This window comes from Variovorax sp. OV329 (genome assembly GCF_900114785.1).
Taxonomy (GTDB): Bacteria; Pseudomonadota; Gammaproteobacteria; order Burkholderiales; family Burkholderiaceae_C; genus Variovorax.
Genome location: NZ_FOUG01000001.1, coordinates 49,433 through 65,302, shown reverse-complemented (window position 1 = coordinate 65,302; position 15,870 = coordinate 49,433). Strand labels below are relative to the sequence as shown.

Annotated in this window: 17 protein-coding genes; 10 read left to right on the top strand and 7 right to left on the bottom strand. The window is 70.4% G+C overall.

The annotated features are described in order from the left end of the window. Positions 1-16: 16 nt before the first annotated feature. Positions 17-292, top strand: coding sequence for a sigma factor-like helix-turn-helix DNA-binding protein (locus BM345_RS00340; RefSeq protein WP_139237424.1), 276 nt, complete (start codon positions 17-19; stop codon positions 290-292). Positions 293-302: 10 nt separating this feature from the next. On the opposite strand, the gene BM345_RS00335 is transcribed toward BM345_RS00340, so the two are convergent. Beyond that, positions 303-779: a hypothetical protein gene (locus BM345_RS00335; protein WP_093374380.1), complete on the bottom strand. Its 477-nt coding sequence runs from the start codon at positions 777-779 to the stop codon at positions 303-305. Between the two features lie 414 nt (positions 780-1,193). Then, on the bottom strand, positions 1,194-1,634 hold the full coding sequence (locus BM345_RS00330; protein ID WP_139237423.1) for a hypothetical protein: 441 nt from the start codon (positions 1,632-1,634) through the stop codon (positions 1,194-1,196). Positions 1,635-1,690: 56 nt separating this feature from the next. On the opposite strand from BM345_RS00330, the gene BM345_RS00325 reads away from it, so the two are divergent. The 4 genes from BM345_RS00325 (at position 1,691) to BM345_RS00315 (ending at position 3,931) form a co-directional block, all read left to right on the top strand. Next, positions 1,691-2,629 (top strand): aldo/keto reductase, encoded by a 939-nt coding sequence (locus BM345_RS00325; RefSeq protein ID WP_093374376.1) that lies wholly within the window; start codon positions 1,691-1,693, stop codon positions 2,627-2,629. A 20-nt stretch (positions 2,630-2,649) separates the two neighbouring features. Beyond that, on the top strand, positions 2,650-3,249 hold the full coding sequence (locus BM345_RS00320; protein ID WP_093374374.1) for a DUF6064 family protein: 600 nt from the start codon (positions 2,650-2,652) through the stop codon (positions 3,247-3,249). Between the two features lie 30 nt (positions 3,250-3,279). Continuing rightward, positions 3,280-3,435, top strand: coding sequence for a hypothetical protein (locus tag BM345_RS30025; protein WP_175544848.1), 156 nt, complete (start codon positions 3,280-3,282; stop codon positions 3,433-3,435). Positions 3,436-3,520: 85 nt separating this feature from the next. Continuing rightward, positions 3,521-3,931 (top strand): GreA/GreB family elongation factor, encoded by a 411-nt coding sequence (locus BM345_RS00315; RefSeq protein ID WP_093374372.1) that lies wholly within the window; start codon positions 3,521-3,523, stop codon positions 3,929-3,931. Here the strand turns inward: BM345_RS00315 and BM345_RS00310 are convergent. Both BM345_RS00310 and BM345_RS00305 read right to left on the bottom strand, forming a co-directional pair. Further along, entirely contained in the window at positions 3,919-5,166 is a 1,248-nt protein-coding gene (locus BM345_RS00310; RefSeq protein WP_093374369.1) for a tetratricopeptide repeat protein, read from the bottom strand. The two genes, BM345_RS00315 and BM345_RS00310, sit on opposite strands and share 13 nt — an antisense overlap. A 1-nt stretch (position 5,167) precedes the next feature. Next, a complete protein-coding gene (locus tag BM345_RS00305; protein WP_093374367.1) occupies positions 5,168-6,598 on the bottom strand; it encodes an FAD-binding oxidoreductase in 1,431 nt (476 codons plus the stop codon). 117 nt (positions 6,599-6,715) lie between these two features. Here BM345_RS00305 and BM345_RS00300 point away from each other — a divergent pair, with 117 nt between their 5' ends. Continuing rightward, positions 6,716-7,717 carry an AraC family transcriptional regulator gene (locus tag BM345_RS00300; protein WP_093374366.1) on the top strand — a complete coding sequence of 334 codons (1,002 nt, stop codon included), beginning with the start codon at positions 6,716-6,718 and terminating at the stop codon, positions 7,715-7,717. A 4-nt stretch (positions 7,718-7,721) separates the two neighbouring features. Here BM345_RS00300 and BM345_RS00295 read toward each other — a convergent pair whose 3' ends face one another. Continuing rightward, complete coding sequence (locus tag BM345_RS00295) at positions 7,722-8,627, bottom strand: LysR family transcriptional regulator (protein WP_093374364.1); 906 nt, start codon at positions 8,625-8,627, stop codon at positions 7,722-7,724. 103 nt (positions 8,628-8,730) lie between these two features. Here BM345_RS00295 and BM345_RS00290 point away from each other — a divergent pair, with 103 nt between their 5' ends. Genes BM345_RS00290 through BM345_RS00280 form a run of 3 tightly spaced genes read left to right on the top strand, consistent with a single transcriptional unit; the run spans position 8,731 to position 12,013 of the window. Next, positions 8,731-9,969: a CaiB/BaiF CoA transferase family protein gene (locus tag BM345_RS00290; protein WP_093374362.1), complete on the top strand. Its 1,239-nt coding sequence runs from the start codon at positions 8,731-8,733 to the stop codon at positions 9,967-9,969. Further along, on the top strand, positions 9,966-10,970 hold the full coding sequence (locus BM345_RS00285) for a hydroxymethylglutaryl-CoA lyase (protein WP_093374360.1): 1,005 nt from the start codon (positions 9,966-9,968) through the stop codon (positions 10,968-10,970). Before BM345_RS00290 ends, BM345_RS00285 begins: the two co-directional genes overlap by 4 nt. 38 nt (positions 10,971-11,008) lie before the next feature. After that, on the top strand, positions 11,009-12,013 hold the full coding sequence (locus BM345_RS00280; protein ID WP_093374358.1) for a Bug family tripartite tricarboxylate transporter substrate binding protein: 1,005 nt from the start codon (positions 11,009-11,011) through the stop codon (positions 12,011-12,013). A 43-nt stretch (positions 12,014-12,056) separates the two neighbouring features. Here BM345_RS00280 and BM345_RS00275 read toward each other — a convergent pair whose 3' ends face one another. Together BM345_RS00275 and BM345_RS30815 are read right to left on the bottom strand one after the other, a co-directional pair. Continuing rightward, a complete protein-coding gene (locus BM345_RS00275; RefSeq protein ID WP_093374356.1) occupies positions 12,057-12,929 on the bottom strand; it encodes an amino acid ABC transporter substrate-binding protein in 873 nt (290 codons plus the stop codon). 242 nt (positions 12,930-13,171) lie between these two features. Then, a complete protein-coding gene (locus BM345_RS30815; protein WP_368086465.1) occupies positions 13,172-14,782 on the bottom strand; it encodes an IclR family transcriptional regulator in 1,611 nt (536 codons plus the stop codon). 107 nt (positions 14,783-14,889) lie between these two features. Between BM345_RS30815 and BM345_RS00265 the strand changes: the two genes are divergently transcribed. After that, complete coding sequence (locus tag BM345_RS00265; RefSeq protein WP_175544847.1) at positions 14,890-15,864, top strand: Bug family tripartite tricarboxylate transporter substrate binding protein; 975 nt, start codon at positions 14,890-14,892, stop codon at positions 15,862-15,864. Positions 15,865-15,870 lie beyond the last annotated feature (6 nt).

Below are 15,870 nucleotides of genomic sequence, written 5' to 3'. Positions count from 1 at the left end.
CAAGGTGACCCACCGCATGGCGAAGGCGTGGGCGGCCAAGGCGCTCAAGGATGCGGCCCATGAGGACCGTGTGGTGGCCGCCACGGACGCGCTTACGCTGGAAGAATGCGCGCAGCGCCTGGGCATCACCAAGGAGGGCGTGAGGCGCGTGGAGGCGCGGGCCCTGCGCAAGGCCGCCATCATCCTGGCCGAGCGCGGCATCGGCCCCGAGGACCTGTTGGATGATGACGCGGGCGCCTCCTCCAGCGTGTTGGCCACCATGGGGGCGATGAGCCGCAGCATGCGGCGGTGAGGCACCGACCTCACGCCCGAGTCAACAGTGCCTTGATGGCCGGGGAAACATGATTGTTCTGGCCCGGGTAGGTGCTCATGTAGAAGTACCCGTCCTGGCTGAAGAGCGGACGGATGAAGCCGAGGCGCTCAAAGTAAGCCGCGCGTTGCTCGCCCTTGCATTGAATCCAGATATGGCCCGGGAAACGCTCTCGCATGAGGCCAATCATGCCCGCGCCCTCCCCGTGGCCGCGATGGCCGGGCCGCACGTACAGGTATAGCCCATGCCACTTGATGTTCTTGCCACCGATGCCCAAAGGCGCGGGGGCCTGAGTCACCACTGCGATGGCGTGTTTGGTGGCCAGCATCACCGCGATTCCGGAGGCGATATCCGAGCGCAGGCCCTCGGCATCGACTCGACAATCTAGCTCGCGGTGGTGGCTCTCAAGAAGCGCGCATTGAGCATCAACGGTGAGTTGGTCGTAGCCAATCGGGTTGGACTTGGACATGGGAGAACTCCTTGGGATGGAATGACAGTCACCACAAGCGGCACCACGCCGCCTTGGTGGGCATGTCCCCGGAATTCGCCATGCATCAATGCGGTGAGGCCCGCATCTATAGCCCCGTGGGGGAAGGGAAGCGGCCACACGGTACGCCTACCCGTAGCCGTTCGCAAGCGGGCCTCTGGGAGACCCTTTCGCCCCACTCGGCACCGCCACCCTCACCTCGGGCCTGATTGCGGCGCCTCGGGCCGCTGGTGACCCTTTCGGGATATGCTCTGGACGACGGTACGATTCCCCTGTCTAGCACAACTTTCGTGGGGGCATGGGTGGGGGCAATTTCTGACTTCCAATTGATGAAGTGAAGCATCCATACGCCCTGTGGCCGGATATTGGATTCCCTTCGCCCGCTCCACCGTCTTTTCAAGAGGCCCCGGCAGGGGCCTTTTCCTTTTGCGCGCCTGGAGGGCTGCCCTTCACCGGCGCGCCGCAGACCAGGGATCGCAGCTCGCGCACGGTCTGGCTTTCGATGCCGGCGATGACCACGCCCTCCTCATCCTTGACCTGCGTGAAGCCGGTGGCGCAGTTGGCGTGGATGGACAGATGGGACCTGGCCGCATCCTTTCCGATGCCCAGGTACAGAGGCGCGCCGCGGATGCCATCGAGTTCCCTGACTTCGTCCGGGGACAGGCACTGGGGGATGCTTGCGCGCGGCGTCTGCACGCACTGGAGGTGCACAGCCATGGCCACCTGAGCAGGCAGCGCGAGCGCCAATGCCATCCATCGGGTCCGCATCCTTGTCTTCACCTCCTTCGAGGATGGTAGGGGAAACAGCGCACGCAGATGTTGTGATGCGTTACCCATGATCGTCTCGTATTGCCTCACGATCGGAAGCGTTTTCCGGTCCGTCCGAAAGCGTCATGCAAGCTGAACCCCTGATTCCTCCGCCCTCGCGTCGCGACCTGCTGCTCACGGGCCTCGCGGCCTCGATGCCGACGGCGCTGTGGCCGCGCACCGCCGCAGCCCAGCCTGCCCTGTCGACCCGGCCCATCCCCTCCACCGGCGAGCGCCTGCCGCTGGTGGGCCTGGGCAGCTGGATCACCTTCAACGTCGGCAACGACCGCGTGGCGCGCGAGAACTGCGCGCAGGTCATGCGCGCCTTCCTCGATGCCGGCGGCCGCCTGATCGACTCCTCGCCCATGTACGGCTCCTCGCAGTCCGTCGTCGGCGAAGGGCTGGCGCGCATCGGCCGCAGCGCGGGCGTGTTCGCCGCCGACAAGGTCTGGATCGCACCCGGCAGCCGGGGCCCGGCGCAGATCGAGGAGTCGCAGCGCCTGTGGCGGGTGCAGCGCTTCGACCTGCTGCAGGTGCACAACCTGCTGGCGTGGGAAGCGCACCTGCCCGCGCTCTTCGAGATGAAGGCGGCCGGACGGCTGCGCTACGTGGGCATCACCACCTCCGAGGGGCGGCGCCATCGCGAGATCGAATCGATCATGCGAAGCCAGCCCATCGACTTCGTGCAGGTGAGCTACAACCTGCTGGGCCGCGAGGTGGAGCAGCGCATTCTTCCGCTGGCGCGCGAGCGCGGCATCGCGGTGCTGGCCAACCGGCCCTTTCGCGAAGGTGCGCTTCTGCGCGGCCTGCAATCGTGGCCGCTCCCCGCCTGGGCGGCCGAGATCGGCTGCGACGGCTGGGCGCAGTTCGCGCTGAAGTTCATCGTCTCGCATCCGGCCGTGACCTGCGCCATTCCGGCCACCAGCCAGGTCGCGCATGTGCGGCAGAACATGGGCGCCGCGCTCGACCCCCTGCCCGACGAGGCCATGCGCCAGCGCATGGCCGCGCACGTCGCGGCGCTGTAGCCGAAGGAAGGCCGCGACCGATGTCCGAATGGTGGACCTACAGCTTCTCGGATTTCCTGCTCTTCTCGCCGCGCACCTACCACCGACTGTTCGAGCTCTACAACACCGCGCTCTGGCCGATGCACCTGGCCGCCCTGCTGCTGGGCATGGCGCTGCTCGTGGCCGCATGGCGGGGCTGGGCCCGCGCGGGCCGGGCGATGCTGGCGGCCTGCTGGCTGTGGGTGGCCTGGGCCTTTCTCTGGCAGCGCTACGCCACCATCAACTGGGCCGCGCCGTGGTTCGCCATCGCCTTCGCCATCGAAGGCGTTCTCCTCCTGCTGGCCAGCGTGTTTGCATCCGCGCCGGATGCGGACGCACCAGACCGCGGCAGGCGCCTGGCCGGGCTCGGCCTGCTGCTGCTCGCGCTCTTCGTCCTGCCGTCGCTGGGCGTGCTGCAAGGCCGGCCTTGGGTGCAGGCCGAGGTCTTCGGCATGGCGCCGGACCCGACGGCCGCCGGCACGCTGGGTGCGCTCCTCCTGCTGCCGGCACACCGCGGCTGGAAGTGGCTGCTGTGGCCGGTTCCGCTGTTCTGGTGCGCGCTGGGCATGGCCACCGCCTGGACGATGCATGCCAATGGCTGAGGCCTTGCCTCGCGGCCTAGAATGGTGCCGATGAGTTCCCGCACCGCCTGCCACGCCATCGACGCCGCCCCTGCCGCGGCGCCCGGCCTGCGCACGCCTGCACTTCGCCGCGAGGCCATGCGAAGCCAGCAGCAGCCGGCCGCACTTTCCTCCGCCCGGCGATCCCTCTCCCCCTTCTCCTCGTAAGCGCAACCACCGATCGCCGGGCCCACCCACCGCCCGCGCGAACGCGACCCCGAGGGGTCGCCCTTTTCATCGATCGGAATGCGTCATGCAAACAACCCATACCCTCATTCACGGCGAGCGCACGCTCACCGACCTGGACCACGTCCGCCTCAGCAAGCTGCAGGGACCGCAGTCGCCGCCGGCGCTGGAAGAGCTGCTCGATGCCACCGACGTGGTGAGCCCGCGCGAGGTCGCGGCGGACGTCGTCACCATGTACACGCAGCTGGTGCTGGCCGATGCGCGCTCCGGCCAGCGGCAGAAGATCACGCTGTGCTATCCGGCCGACGCGGAACCGGCATCGGGCTTCGTCTCGGTGCTCTCGCCCGTCGGACTGGGCCTGATCGGCACGCGCGTGGGCACGGTCGCACGCTGGCGCATGCCCGGTGGCGAGGAGGCCTCGGGGCAGGTGGCGGAAATCCTGTTCCAGCCCGAAGCCAGCGGCGACTACACCACCTGAGCCGCCATGCGGTTCCTGCGCTGGCCCGCGGCGGCCTGGGCCTGCGTCAGCGTGAGCACGTCGCGCTGTGCGTGGCTGCCGCCGATGCGGTGCGCGAAGGCGGGCAGCCGCGAGAACAGCGCCGCCGCCCGATGCAGCACGCCCTGGCCGAAGGCGAGCATCGCGCGGCAGGCCGGCAGGCCCACCAGCCGCGTCGATTCGCCATGGCGCGTCGGACGCAACTGCGCCCTGGCCAGCTCGGCCGCGAGCTGCCTGGCGTGCGCCCAATCCCCCGCGGCGACGAAGGCCAGCATCGCATGCAGGTCGCTGAAGCTGCAGAAGGCGTCCTGCACATGCGGCGCCCAGGCCCCGGCCAGTTCGGTGGCGCGCGATGCGACGTCGACGCCCGCCAGGCGCAGGCGCCACAGCAGCAAAGCGGCATCGATCAGGTCGGCGATCTCCATCGAGCGGTCCGCGCGGACCTGCCGGTCGTAGATCGTCAGCGCGCGGTCTTCGTGGCCCCGCGCCAGGTGGAACAGCGCCAGGTGCCACCACACGTGCATGGCCACCACCGTGTCGGTACCCCAACGCTGCATGCGCTCGCCGATCCATTGGGCGCCGGCATCGGCCTGTCCGGTCATTTCGAAGACGTGCGCCATCACGTGATGCGCGCGGGCGTCCAGGGGATGCAGCTCGATGGCGGCGCTGGCCGCCTCTTCGGCGCGTGCGTAGTCGCCGCACTCCTCCAGGCTGAAGGCGCGCATCGCGAGCACCGCGTGAAAGCCCGGCAGGTCACGCGACCAGGCGTGCATCACCGAGGCCACGCGCTCGCGCATGCGGGCCGTGTCGCCGGTGACGTAGTCGAAGCCATGCGCCACCTGCAGGGCCAGGGCATCGCGCGGGTAGCGTTTCAGCAGTTCGCCCAGCAAGGCCTTGGAGGCTTCGTAGTCGTCGCCCACCACCGCCGCGATGGCCGCCAGGTGCAGGCGCTCGCGCTCGTTGGCCTGCAGGGTGCGGGCATGCAGCATCACCGGCCGCGCCGCGCGGGCACGCCGCAGGTCGCGGCCGGCGAGCAGCATCCAGGCCTGCAGCACGTGCGCCATCACGAAGCGCGGCGCCGCCTGCAGCGCGCGCGCCAGGGGCAGGTCAGCGCCGCGCCGCCAGGCCAGGCTGGCGGCAAGCGCCTGCTCGAAGTCGGCCAGGCCTTCAGCCGACGCGCCTGTCACGGCGCAGCCTCGCGCGTCGGCCCGGCGCATCTCATCCTCCTTGCGCGGGCGCGATGTTGAGGTTCATCCGGAACAGGTTGTCCGGATCGAAGCGCCGCTTGGCCGCGCGCAGCCGCGGGTAGTTGGCGCCGTAGCTGTCGGCCACGCGGCCGGCCTCGTCCTCGGTGAGGAAGTTGACGTAGCCGCTGGCGGTGGCGTGCGGCGCGGCCTGCTGGAACACGGCGCGTGCCCAGTTGCGCACCTTGTCGTCGTCGGCGGGGTCGGTCCAGCGACCATGCACGTTCATGATGTAGCGGGCATCGCGGCCGACGAAGGCGGTGGCGTCGGGCTTGACCCGCGCCATGGCGCCCCCAAGCTGCGCCACGAAGATCTCGCAGGCCGGCCCGGGGAGCTTGCCGACGTTCTCGATCAGCATGTCGATCGCCGCATCGCTCATGCGGTCGAAGTTGTTCGACTTCCAGTAGTTGCGCGCCCCAGGGGCCAGCAGGGGGTCGAAGGCGGTCTGGAAGCCGGCATAGGGCGTGGGCCCGAGCGCGCTGCCCACCGGCTCGCCGAACTTCAGCACAGGTGCCACGGCCTGCTCGCCCTTGGCCAATTCGCCGCACCACACGATCGCGAAGATGACCACCTCCTTGCCATGCACCGACTCGGGCAGGAAAGGCAGGGGCGGCGCCTGACGCATCACCGTCCACACGCTCAGTTCGTCCGGCGCCTTCTCGGTGAAGTCGCGCCAGGCGCGCAGCACCTTCTGCGCCTGCGAGAAGGGGTAGACCACCAGCCCCGAGTACACCTCGGGCCCGACCGGATGCAGCTGGAACTCGAAGGAGGTGACCACGCCGAAGTTGCCGCCGCCGCCACGCACTGCCCAGAACAGCTCCGGCTCCGATTGCGCCGACGCGGTGCGAAGCTGCCCGTCGGCGGTCACGATCTTCACGCCGAGCAGGTTGTCGATGGTCAGCCCGTAGCGTCGCGTGAGCCAGCCGAAGCCGCCGCCCAGCGTGAGCCCGGCCACGCCGGTGGTGGAGTTGATGCCCAGCGGCACCGCCAGGCCATGGGCCTGGGCCTCGCGGTCGAAGTCGCTCAGCAGCGCGCCCGGCTCGACCCGGGCGGTGCGGCGATCGGCGTCCACGCTCACGCCGCGCATGCCGGACATGTCGATCATCAGGCCACCCTCGGCCACCGCGTTGCCGGCGATGTGGTGGCCACCGCCGCGCACGCTCAGCAGCATCTGGTGCGCGGCGGCGAAGCGCACGGCCGCCTGCACGTCGGCGTCGTTCATGCAGCGCGCGATCAATGCGGGACGGCGGTCCACCATGCCGTTCCACACCTTGCGCGCCTCCTCGTAGGCGGCATCGGCCATGCCGATCACGCCGCCGCTGACCTGCGCCGCGAAGGCCTCCAGCTCGGCGGGGCGGACTTGCCGGACGTCCTTGTCCAGCGTAAGGTAGCTCAGGGACTGCATATGGAACTCCCGGGGTGAAGGGGTGAGGAAGAAGTGGCTCCATTCTTCTGGCTGGCACGCGGCGACGCTTGATCGGGCGTCGCCCGCGCTTGATCGCGCGTCCGCGTTTGAATTGCCATGAGCCTGGACACCCTGTCCGACGTGCTGCGCAGCGTGCGACTGCGCGGCGCCGTCTTCTTCCACGTGAGCGGGCACAGCAACTGGGCGGCCGAGGCGCCTCCGGCGCGCGAGATCGCGCCGCTGATCATGCCGGGCATCGAGCACGTGGTGGAGTACCACGCGCTGGTGCGTGGCACCTGCTGGGCCGCCATGCCGGGCGAAGCGGGGGTGCAGCTCTTCCCCGGCGACGTGGTGATGTTTCCGCACGGCGATGCGCACGTGGTGTCCAGCGCACCGGGCCTGCGCGGCAGCAGCGACATGAGCTGGTTCGGCGGCGTGCAGGCCGCGCCCTTGCCGCTGCGCGTGGCCTACGACGGCAGCGACGTGGCGCTGCACGGCGAGCCGGCGCCCGATGCCGAGTCCACCATCGTGTGCGGCTTCATCGGCTGCGACATGCAGCCCTTCAACCCGCTGATCGCCTCCCTGCCCCGCATGCTGCACCTGCGTGCCAGCGACCGCGACGCCTGGATCGCCCGCTTCAGCGAGCAGGCGGCCGCCGAGTCGCATGCGCGCAGGCCGGGCGGCGAGGCCATGCTGGCCCGCATGAGCGAGATGATGTTCGTGGACGCGGTGCGCCGCTATGCCGACGCCCTGCCCGACCACAGCGCCGGCTGGCTGGCCGGCCTGCGCGACCGCTTCGTCGGCAAGGCGCTCTCGCTGATGCACGAACAGCCGGCGGAGGACTGGAGCATTGACGAACTGGGCCGGCAGGTAGGCTTGTCGCGATCGGCACTGCACGAGCGCTTCATGCAGCTGGTCGGCGTGCCGCCCATGCAGTACCTCGCGCAGTGGCGAATGCAGGCCGCCGCCCGGATGCTGCTGGAGTCGCGTGCCACGGTCGCCGCCATCGCGCTGGACGTGGGCTACGAGTCGGAGGCCGCCTTCGCCCGTGCCTTCAAGCGCTCCGTGGGCAAGCCGCCAGCGGCGTGGCGGCGCGAGCGCGAGCTGGCCGCGCCCTGAGTTCTCACGCGGCGGCTGGCTGCCCGCCGGCTCGCGCCAGGTGCTCCACCAGCACACGCGCCGCCGGCGACAGCGCCTCGCGGTCGCGCACCGCCAGCACCAGCTGGCGCTTGGCCCAGCGTTCGTCAAGCGCCACCGCCTTGATGTTGAGCGACGGCACGTACAGGCGCGCGCTCAGGCGCGGCAATACGCCCACGCCCATGCCCGCGGCCACCATCAGCGCCATGGCGTCGTAGCCGCTGACCTGGATGCGCAGGCGCAGCGGCATGCCGGCCTCGCTGGCGGCGCGGTGCAGCAGGTCGTTCATCACGCTGCCGGGATGAGCGCCGACGAAGTCCAGGTTCAGCGCCTCGCGCAGCCGTACGCGCCGCCGCCGTGCCAGCGCGTGGTTGCCGGGCACGATCAGCACCAGCTCGTCGGTGCGGTAGGGCAGGAAGCCGAGCGGCTCGCCGTAGTCGCCGGCGTTGAGGATGCCGATGTCCGCCGTACTGTCGGCCACCGCACGGGCGATGGCGGTGCTGATGCGCTCCTGCAGGTGCACCTGCACCATGGGCGCGGCGTCCATGAAGCTGCGCAGGTCGTCGGGCAGGAACTGCGTGATGGCCGAGATGTTGGCGAACACCCGCACATGGCCGCGAAGGCCGCTGCCGAAGCCGGCCATCTGCTCGGCGATGTCGTCCAGGCCGTTGAGCACGTTGCGCGCCAGGCCCAGCAGCGCGTGCGCCGCGGCGGTGGACTGCGTGCCCTTGTTGCTGCGCAGGAAGAGCACCGTGTCCAGCGCCGCCTCCAGCTCGCTCAGGCGCTTGCTCACCGCGGCGGGCGCCAGATGCTCGCGCTGCGCGGCGGCGGCGATGGTGCCCTCCTCCATCACGGCGACGAACAGGCGCAGGGAGACCGGATCGATCCTCATGGCCCGATTAGAACCCAAGGGCCTCCCACCATCGCGTTTCGCGATGGCACCCTCGCCAATGAGCGCTTTGCAGGGTATCGGTGGCCGCCGATCATCCGCTCCCATGACAGCCCACCAGTCACCCCCCACCCCAGGCGCCCTCGCCGGCCTGCGCGTCGTCGAGATGGGCCAGCTCATCGCCGGCCCCTTCTGTGGCAAGACGCTCGGAGAGTTCGGCGCCGACGTGATCAAGATCGAGCCGCCGGCCGATCCCTCGCGTCCCGGCGCCAGCGGCGGCGACCCGCTGCGCAACTGGCGCATGCTGCAGGACGGCACCTCCGTGTGGTGGCAGGTGCAGTCGCGCAACAAGCGCTCCATCGCGCTGGACCTGCGCGCCAGCCAGGGGCAGGACATCGCCCGCCAGCTGATCGCCGAGGCCGACGTGCTGATCGAGAACTTCCGTCCCGGCACGCTGGAGGGCTGGGGCCTGGGCTGGGAGGCGCTGCATGCACTCAACCCCAGGCTGGTGATGCTGCGCATCTCCGGCTACGGCCAGACCGGCCCCTACCGCGACCTGCCGGGCTTCGGCGCCATCGGCGAGGCCATGGGCGGGCTGCGGCACCTGACCGGCGAGCCCGGCCGCGTGCCGGTGCGCACCGGCATCTCCATCGGCGACACGCTGGCGGCCCTGCACGGCACCATCGGCGTGCTGATGGCGCTGTACCACCGCGCGGCACACGGCGGCCCCGGCCAGGTGATCGACGTGGCGCTGAACGAGGCGGTGCTCAACGTCATGGAAAGCCTCATCCCCGAATACAGCGCCTTCGGCGCGGTGCGCGAGGCCGCCGGAAGCGCCCTGCCCGGCATCGCGCCCTCCAACGCCTACCGCTGCAGCGACGGCTACGTGCTCATCGCGGGCAACGGCGACAGCATCTTCCGCCGACTGATGGAAGTGGTGGGCCGCCCCGACCTGGGCAGTGCGCCCGGGCTGCAGAGCAACGCCGGCCGCGTGGCGCGCGTGGCCGAGCTGGACACAGCCATCGAGGCCTGGACGCAGGCGCGCGGCATCGCCACCGTGCTCGCCATGCTGGCCGATGCGCGCGTGCCGGCCGGCCGCGTCTACACGGCCAAGGACATCCATGAAGACCCCCACTACCGGGCCCGCGACATGATCCTGAAGCAGACCACGCGCGACGGCCGCGAGATCGAGGTGCCGGGCGTGGTGCCCAAGCTCTCGCTCACGCCGGGCACGGTGCGCAGCAGCGCGCCGCACCTGGGCGACGACACCGACGCGGTGCTGTCCGAGCTGGGCCTGGCGGCAGGCGACATCGCCGCACTGCGCGCGCAGGGAGCCGTGGCATGAGCCTGCGTCAAGCCAGCACCTGGGCAGGCGCCGGCCGCCGCATCCACATGCAGGAGGTCGGCACACGTGACGGCCTGCAGATGGAAAGCGCCTTCGTGCCCACGGAAGAAAAGATCTCGCTCATCGATGCGCTCTCGGCTGCGGGCCTTGCCAAGATCGAGGCCACCGCCTTCGTCTCGCCGCAGGCCATTCCCGCGCTGCGCGATGCCGAGGTGGTGCTGCGCGGGATCGAGCGCGCGCCGGGCGTGGTCTATACCTGCCTGGTGCCCAACGTGCGCGGCGCCGAGCGCGCCATCGACGCGAACGCGGACGAGCTGAACCTGGTCATGTCCTGCAGCGAGACGCACAACCTGGCCAACCTGCGCATGACCCGCGCGCAGTCCTTTTCGGCACTGCTGGAGGTGATGGCGCTGGCCCGCCAGGCCGGCGTGCCGGTGAACGTGTCGCTGTCCTGCGTGTTCGGCTGCCCGATGGAAGGCGAGGTGGACCCGCAGGCCGTGTTCGACTGGAGCCTGCGCTTTGCAGAGGCCGGCGCACGCGGCATCACGCTGTGCGACACCACCGGCATGGCCTTCCCGACGCAGGTGGCGGGCATCGTCCGGGGCTTCAGGGAACGATTCCCCTCGCTGGAAGCCACCCTGCACTTCCACAACACCCGCGGCATGGGCCTGGCCAACGTGCTGGCCTCCATCGACGCCGGCGCCGACCGCTTCGATGCCTCGCTGGGCGGCCTGGGCGGCTGCCCCTATGCGCCCGGCGCCAGCGGCAACGTGTGCACCGAGGAAATCGTGCATGCCCTGCAGCTGATGGACTTCGACACCGGCTGCGACCTGCCCGCGCTGATCGATTGCGCGGCGCGCCTGCCAGGCCTGGTCGGCCACGACATCCCCAGCCAGATCGTCAAGGCCGGCCAGCGCCTGGACCTGCACGTGCCACCGGCCGACTTCGCCACCTGGCGCGACCGTGCGCTGGCGCGCGAGCAGGCGGCGGCATCGCACTGAACCAAGATTTTCATTCCATCCACGACGGAGACAACAACATGAGTTCCAAGCTTCACTTCTCGCGCCGCGCCATCGCCGGCGCCGCCCTGGCCACCGCGGCCCTTGCGCTGGCAGCCGGCCCGCTGCAGGCTCAGACGGCCAGCGGCTACCCCAACCACCCCGTCGTCATGCTGGTGCCCACCGCGGCCGGCGGCACCACCGACATCGCGGCCCGCATGCTGGGCGTGCCCCTGGGCACGGCGCTGGGCCAGACCATCGTGGTGGACAACAAGGGCGGGGCCAACGGCGCCATCGCCGCGGTCGCGGTCAAGCGCGCCGAGCCGGATGGCTACACCCTGCTGATGCAGTACTCGGGCTACCACGTCATCACGCCGCTGGTGAGCAAGCAGACGCAGCAGTGGCAGGCCAGCGACCTCACGCCGGTGGCCAACGTGCTGTCGGCGCCGCAGATCGTGGTGATCCGCGCCGACCTGCCGATCAAGACCATGGCTGAGCTGGTGGCCTATGCCAAGGCGCATCCGGGCAAGCTCAACTACGCCTCCTCGGGGAACGGTTCGCTGCAGCACGCCACCGGTGCCATGCTGGAACAGCAGGCGGGCATCAAGCTCACGCACGTGCCATACAAGGGCACCGGCCCCGCGCTGACCGACCTGCTGGGCGGCACGGTGGATCTCACCTTCGGCACCGCGCCGCCCTTCATGTCGCATGTGCAGTCGGGCAAGCTGCGCGTGCTGGCCACCACCGGAAAAACGCGCCTGCCGAGCCTTCCGGATGTGCCCACCACCGCCGAAGCCGGCCTGCCCAAGCTGGACGCAACCTCCTGGTTCGGCGTGTTCGCGCCGGCCAAGACGCCCAAGCCCGTCATCGACAAGCTGACGAGCGAAATCGCCAAGGTGGTGTCCACGCCGGCCTTCAAGCAGAAGGCGCTGGAGCAAGGCGCGGTGGCCGACTACCAGTCGCCGCAGCAGATGGCGCAGGCGATCAAGACCGAATCCGCGCGCTGGGCGGAGGTGGTGAAGGCCACCGGCATCGAGGCCGACTGAAACGGCACCAGCGCGCCCGCCGTTGCGGCGGGCGCGAAAGGCATCACTCCTGGAGCGCGTTGAGCACGTACACCGCTTCGACCAGCGGCGAGGGCGTGGCGCCTGCCGGGAAGCTGGCGCGGAACACATTGACGATCTCGCCGCTGCGCGAGGTCTCGGCCAGCGCGCGGTTCACGGCCAGGCGCAGGTCGGCATCGCGGCGCATCATGAGCGCGTAGGGCTCCATCGAAAGGAAGTCGTCGCTGAGCTTCAGCGCCACCGTCGACGGCGTGCCCAGCACCTCGCCCACCAGGATCAGCCGGTCGGAAGCGAAGGCATCGGCCCGGCCCTCGCGCACGGCCGCGATGCCCTGCACGCTGGTCTGCACCGGCACGAAGATCGGCGTGATGCCGCGTGCCGGCATGCCGCGCAGCACCGTCTCGGTGGTGGTGCCGGGAATCACGGCCACGCGCTTGCCGTTCAGGTCGCCGGCCCGGTTCACGGACGAGGTGGCCAGCGTCACGAAGGACGAGCCTTCGACCCAGATCGTGTTGCTGAAGTCCACCTGCTGCTCGCGGCCCAGGGTGCGCGTGGTGCTGCCGCATTCGATGTCCACGCTGCCGTCCTGCACGGCCTGCTGGCGCGAGCCGGCCGTCACCGGCACCCACTGCACGTCCAGCTTGGTCAGCTTGAGCTGCGCCTGCAGGGAGGTCGCCACGCGCTGGCACAGCGCCACCGAGTAGCCGGCCGGCTTGCCGTCGGTGCCCTTGAAGGCGAAGGGGCTGGCGTCCTCGCGGTAGCCCAGCTTCAGGGTCTGCGTCTGGGCGATGCGGCCGAGGGCGCCGCCGGACGAGGTGCCCGGCGAGGTGGCGCAGGCGGCCAGCAAGGTGGTGGAGGCGAGCAGCAGCGCGAGAAGCGCCGGGCGGCGATTGATCATTCGTTCTTCCTTCGGCAGCTAGCCGTTCGGGTTGTCGACTTCAAGACAGGATTCGCCCAACAGGCCACCAGGAAGACTTCAATCGCAGCCGCGCGCTTGCGCGGCGCCAGCAGGGACGCCGTCGAAACGCTTCGACTGGGATTGCCTCCTCCTCCTGCCGGCCGGGCCGGGCGCGCGGCCATTGTGGGGCCCGGTCCGCGGGTTTGGCAATGCACGCGAAGCCGGCCCGCAACACCACAGGTTCAGCCCTGCGCGGCGAGGGCCTCCACTTCGCGCACAGTCTCCTGCAGCGCCTCGCCGATCCCGGCGAGCTGTCGGCGGCTGGCCACGCCGCGCGCCAGCACGCCGCAGTTCATCACGTACTGCACCGAGTCCACCGGCTGCCGGAACGGCACGGCCACCGCGACGATCTCCGAGCGGAAGTCCCTGGAGCTGCACCAGCCCCGGCGCCTGCACAGCGCCGCTTCCTCGAGTGCCACCTGCTGGTGGCGCTGCCAGCCCTGCGGATCGTGCAGCCGGATGCGGTTGAGCACTTCGCGTTGCTTCGTCCGATCGGCACGGCTGAGCCAGGCGCGGCCCATGGCGGTGAGCAGCATGGGCATGGGGGCGCCGGTGTCGGGCGGCAGCAGGCGCTCGTCGGTGCGCCAGGCGGTCTCGACGTAGACCATGCCGCTCTGGTGCCGCAGCCCCAGCGACACCGCACCCTGCACGCGCTGGGCCAGCGCCAGCATGGCCGGGCGCGCCAGGCGGCGGATGCGCAGGCCCGAGAGGATCGGATAGGCCGCCGCCAGCGTCGCCGCGCCCAGCCTGTACTTGCCGTCGTTGGCATCGCGGCGCAGGTAGCCGCGCTCGCACAGCGTGTGGGTGAGGCGCACCACCGTGGTCGGCCCGAGGTCCAGGCGGCGCGCGAGTTCCCGGTTGCCCAGCGCCGGGTCGGTGGGGCTGAAGCACAGCAGCAGGTCCACGCCGCGGGCCAGCGTGCGGGCGAAGCTGCGGTCCTCGGGGTCGGGCGGGCGGCTGCCCTTGCCGGGCGCGCCTACCAGCCACGCAGGCGGTGTCGATGGCGTGCGCTGCACCTCGCTGGCCCAGTCGCGCTCGATCTGCGCCGCAAGTTCCATCAGGCGTGGACCGATCTCCGACTCCAGGCGCCCGGGCGTGCGCCGCTGCGTGGGCATGCAGCAGTTGAGCACCAGGCGCTCGCCGTGGAGCGACACGCGCAAGGGAATGGCCACCGCATGGATGTCGGGCAGCCAGTCGCCCTGCGAGATGCAGAAGCCTTGGCGCGCGAGCTGCGCAGCAGCCTTTCGAAGGCTGGGCGCCCATTGGCGGAAATGCGCCGGCGCGATGCGCTGCAGCGCGTCCAGCGCAAGCTCACGCTCGTCGCCGTTCGCCGCTGCCAGCCAGGCGCGTCCCATGGCGGTCTGCAGCATGGGCACCGGCGCGCCCAGGTCGGGCCTGAAGCTGACGGGGCTGCTGCTGCTCAGGGTCTCCACATAGACCATGCGGCTGCGCTCCCGCATGCCCAGCGAAATGGTGCCGCCCAGCGCATCGGCCAGTTTCTTCATCGGCAGGCGCGCCACCCGGCGCAGGCCCAGGCCCGAGAGCAAGGGGTAGCCCAGCGTCAGCGCGGTGGTGCCCAGTCGGTGCCCGCCCAGCAAAGCATCGTTCTCGACCAGCCCTCGGGTGGCCAGCGTGGTGGTGAGCCGCGTCACCGTCGCCTTGGACAGGCCCGTGCGCTCGGCCAGCAGCTTGTTGGACAGAAGGGGCGGCCCCTGGGCAAAGGTTTCCAGCACGTCCAGCCCGTGCGCCAGCGTGGTCGCGAAGCGGGCGTCGAGTGCGTTGGAGGGGGCCATGGATGTGTTCAATATAGCAAAACATCGTTGGCGCCACGCCCGCCGGCTGCCTAGTCTCGGGGGCTCCAGAAAAGGCCCGAAGCGGCCACCCCAAGAAGGAGACGCCCGTGTTCAAGACCCTGATCCCCGCCACCCTGGCGCTGGCCGCCGCGCTCTCGCCCTGGGCTGCCTCGGCGCAGAACAGCTACCCCAGCAAGCCGATCAGGCTCATCGTGCCTTTCGCGCCCGGCGGCTCGGCCGACGTGGTCGGCCGCATCATGGCCGAGGAGCTTCGCGCCGAGCTGGGCCAGCCCGTGGTGGTGGAGAACCGGCCCGGTGCCGGCGGCAACATCGGCGGCGACGCGGTGTCCAAGGCACCGGCCGACGGCTACACCCTGCTGCTTGCGGCCACCGGCCCCATCGTGGTCAACCCCAGCCTGTACGCCAGGATGAGCTACGACCCGGCGGTGGACCTGGCGCCCATCACCCTCATCGCACGCGACCACAACCTGATGGCGGTGAACCCGGCGGTGCCGGCCAAGAACGTCAAGGAGTTCATCGCCTACGCCAAGGCCAACCCGACCAAGGTGTCATTCGGCTCGCCGGGCAACGGCACACCGGCGCACCTGGGCGGCGAACTGTTCAACCAGAAGGCCGGCACCACCATGACCCACGTGCCTTACAAAGGCAGCGGTCCGGCGATGAACGACCTGCTGGCCGGCCAGATCACCGTGATGATCGACAACATGCCCGCCCTGCTGCCGCAGGTGCAGTCTGGCCGCCTGCGCGCCCTGGGCGTGGCCAGCGAGACCCGCGCCAGCGGCGCGCCCGACATTCCCACCGTCGCCGAGTCCGGCCTGCCCGGCTTCACTGTCACCGCCTGGAAGGGCCTGATGGCGCCGGCCAACACGCCCAGGCCCGTCATTGCAAAGCTGCACAACGCCGCGGTGAAGGCACTCGCCAAGCCGTCGGTGAAGAAGCGCCTGGTGGACCTGGGCGCCGAGCCCGCGGGCACCACGCCCGAGGAATTCGGCACGCTCATCGCCCGCGAAACCAAGTCGTGGGCCGCGCTGGTCAAGAGCACCGGCGCGAAGATCGATTGAAAGACC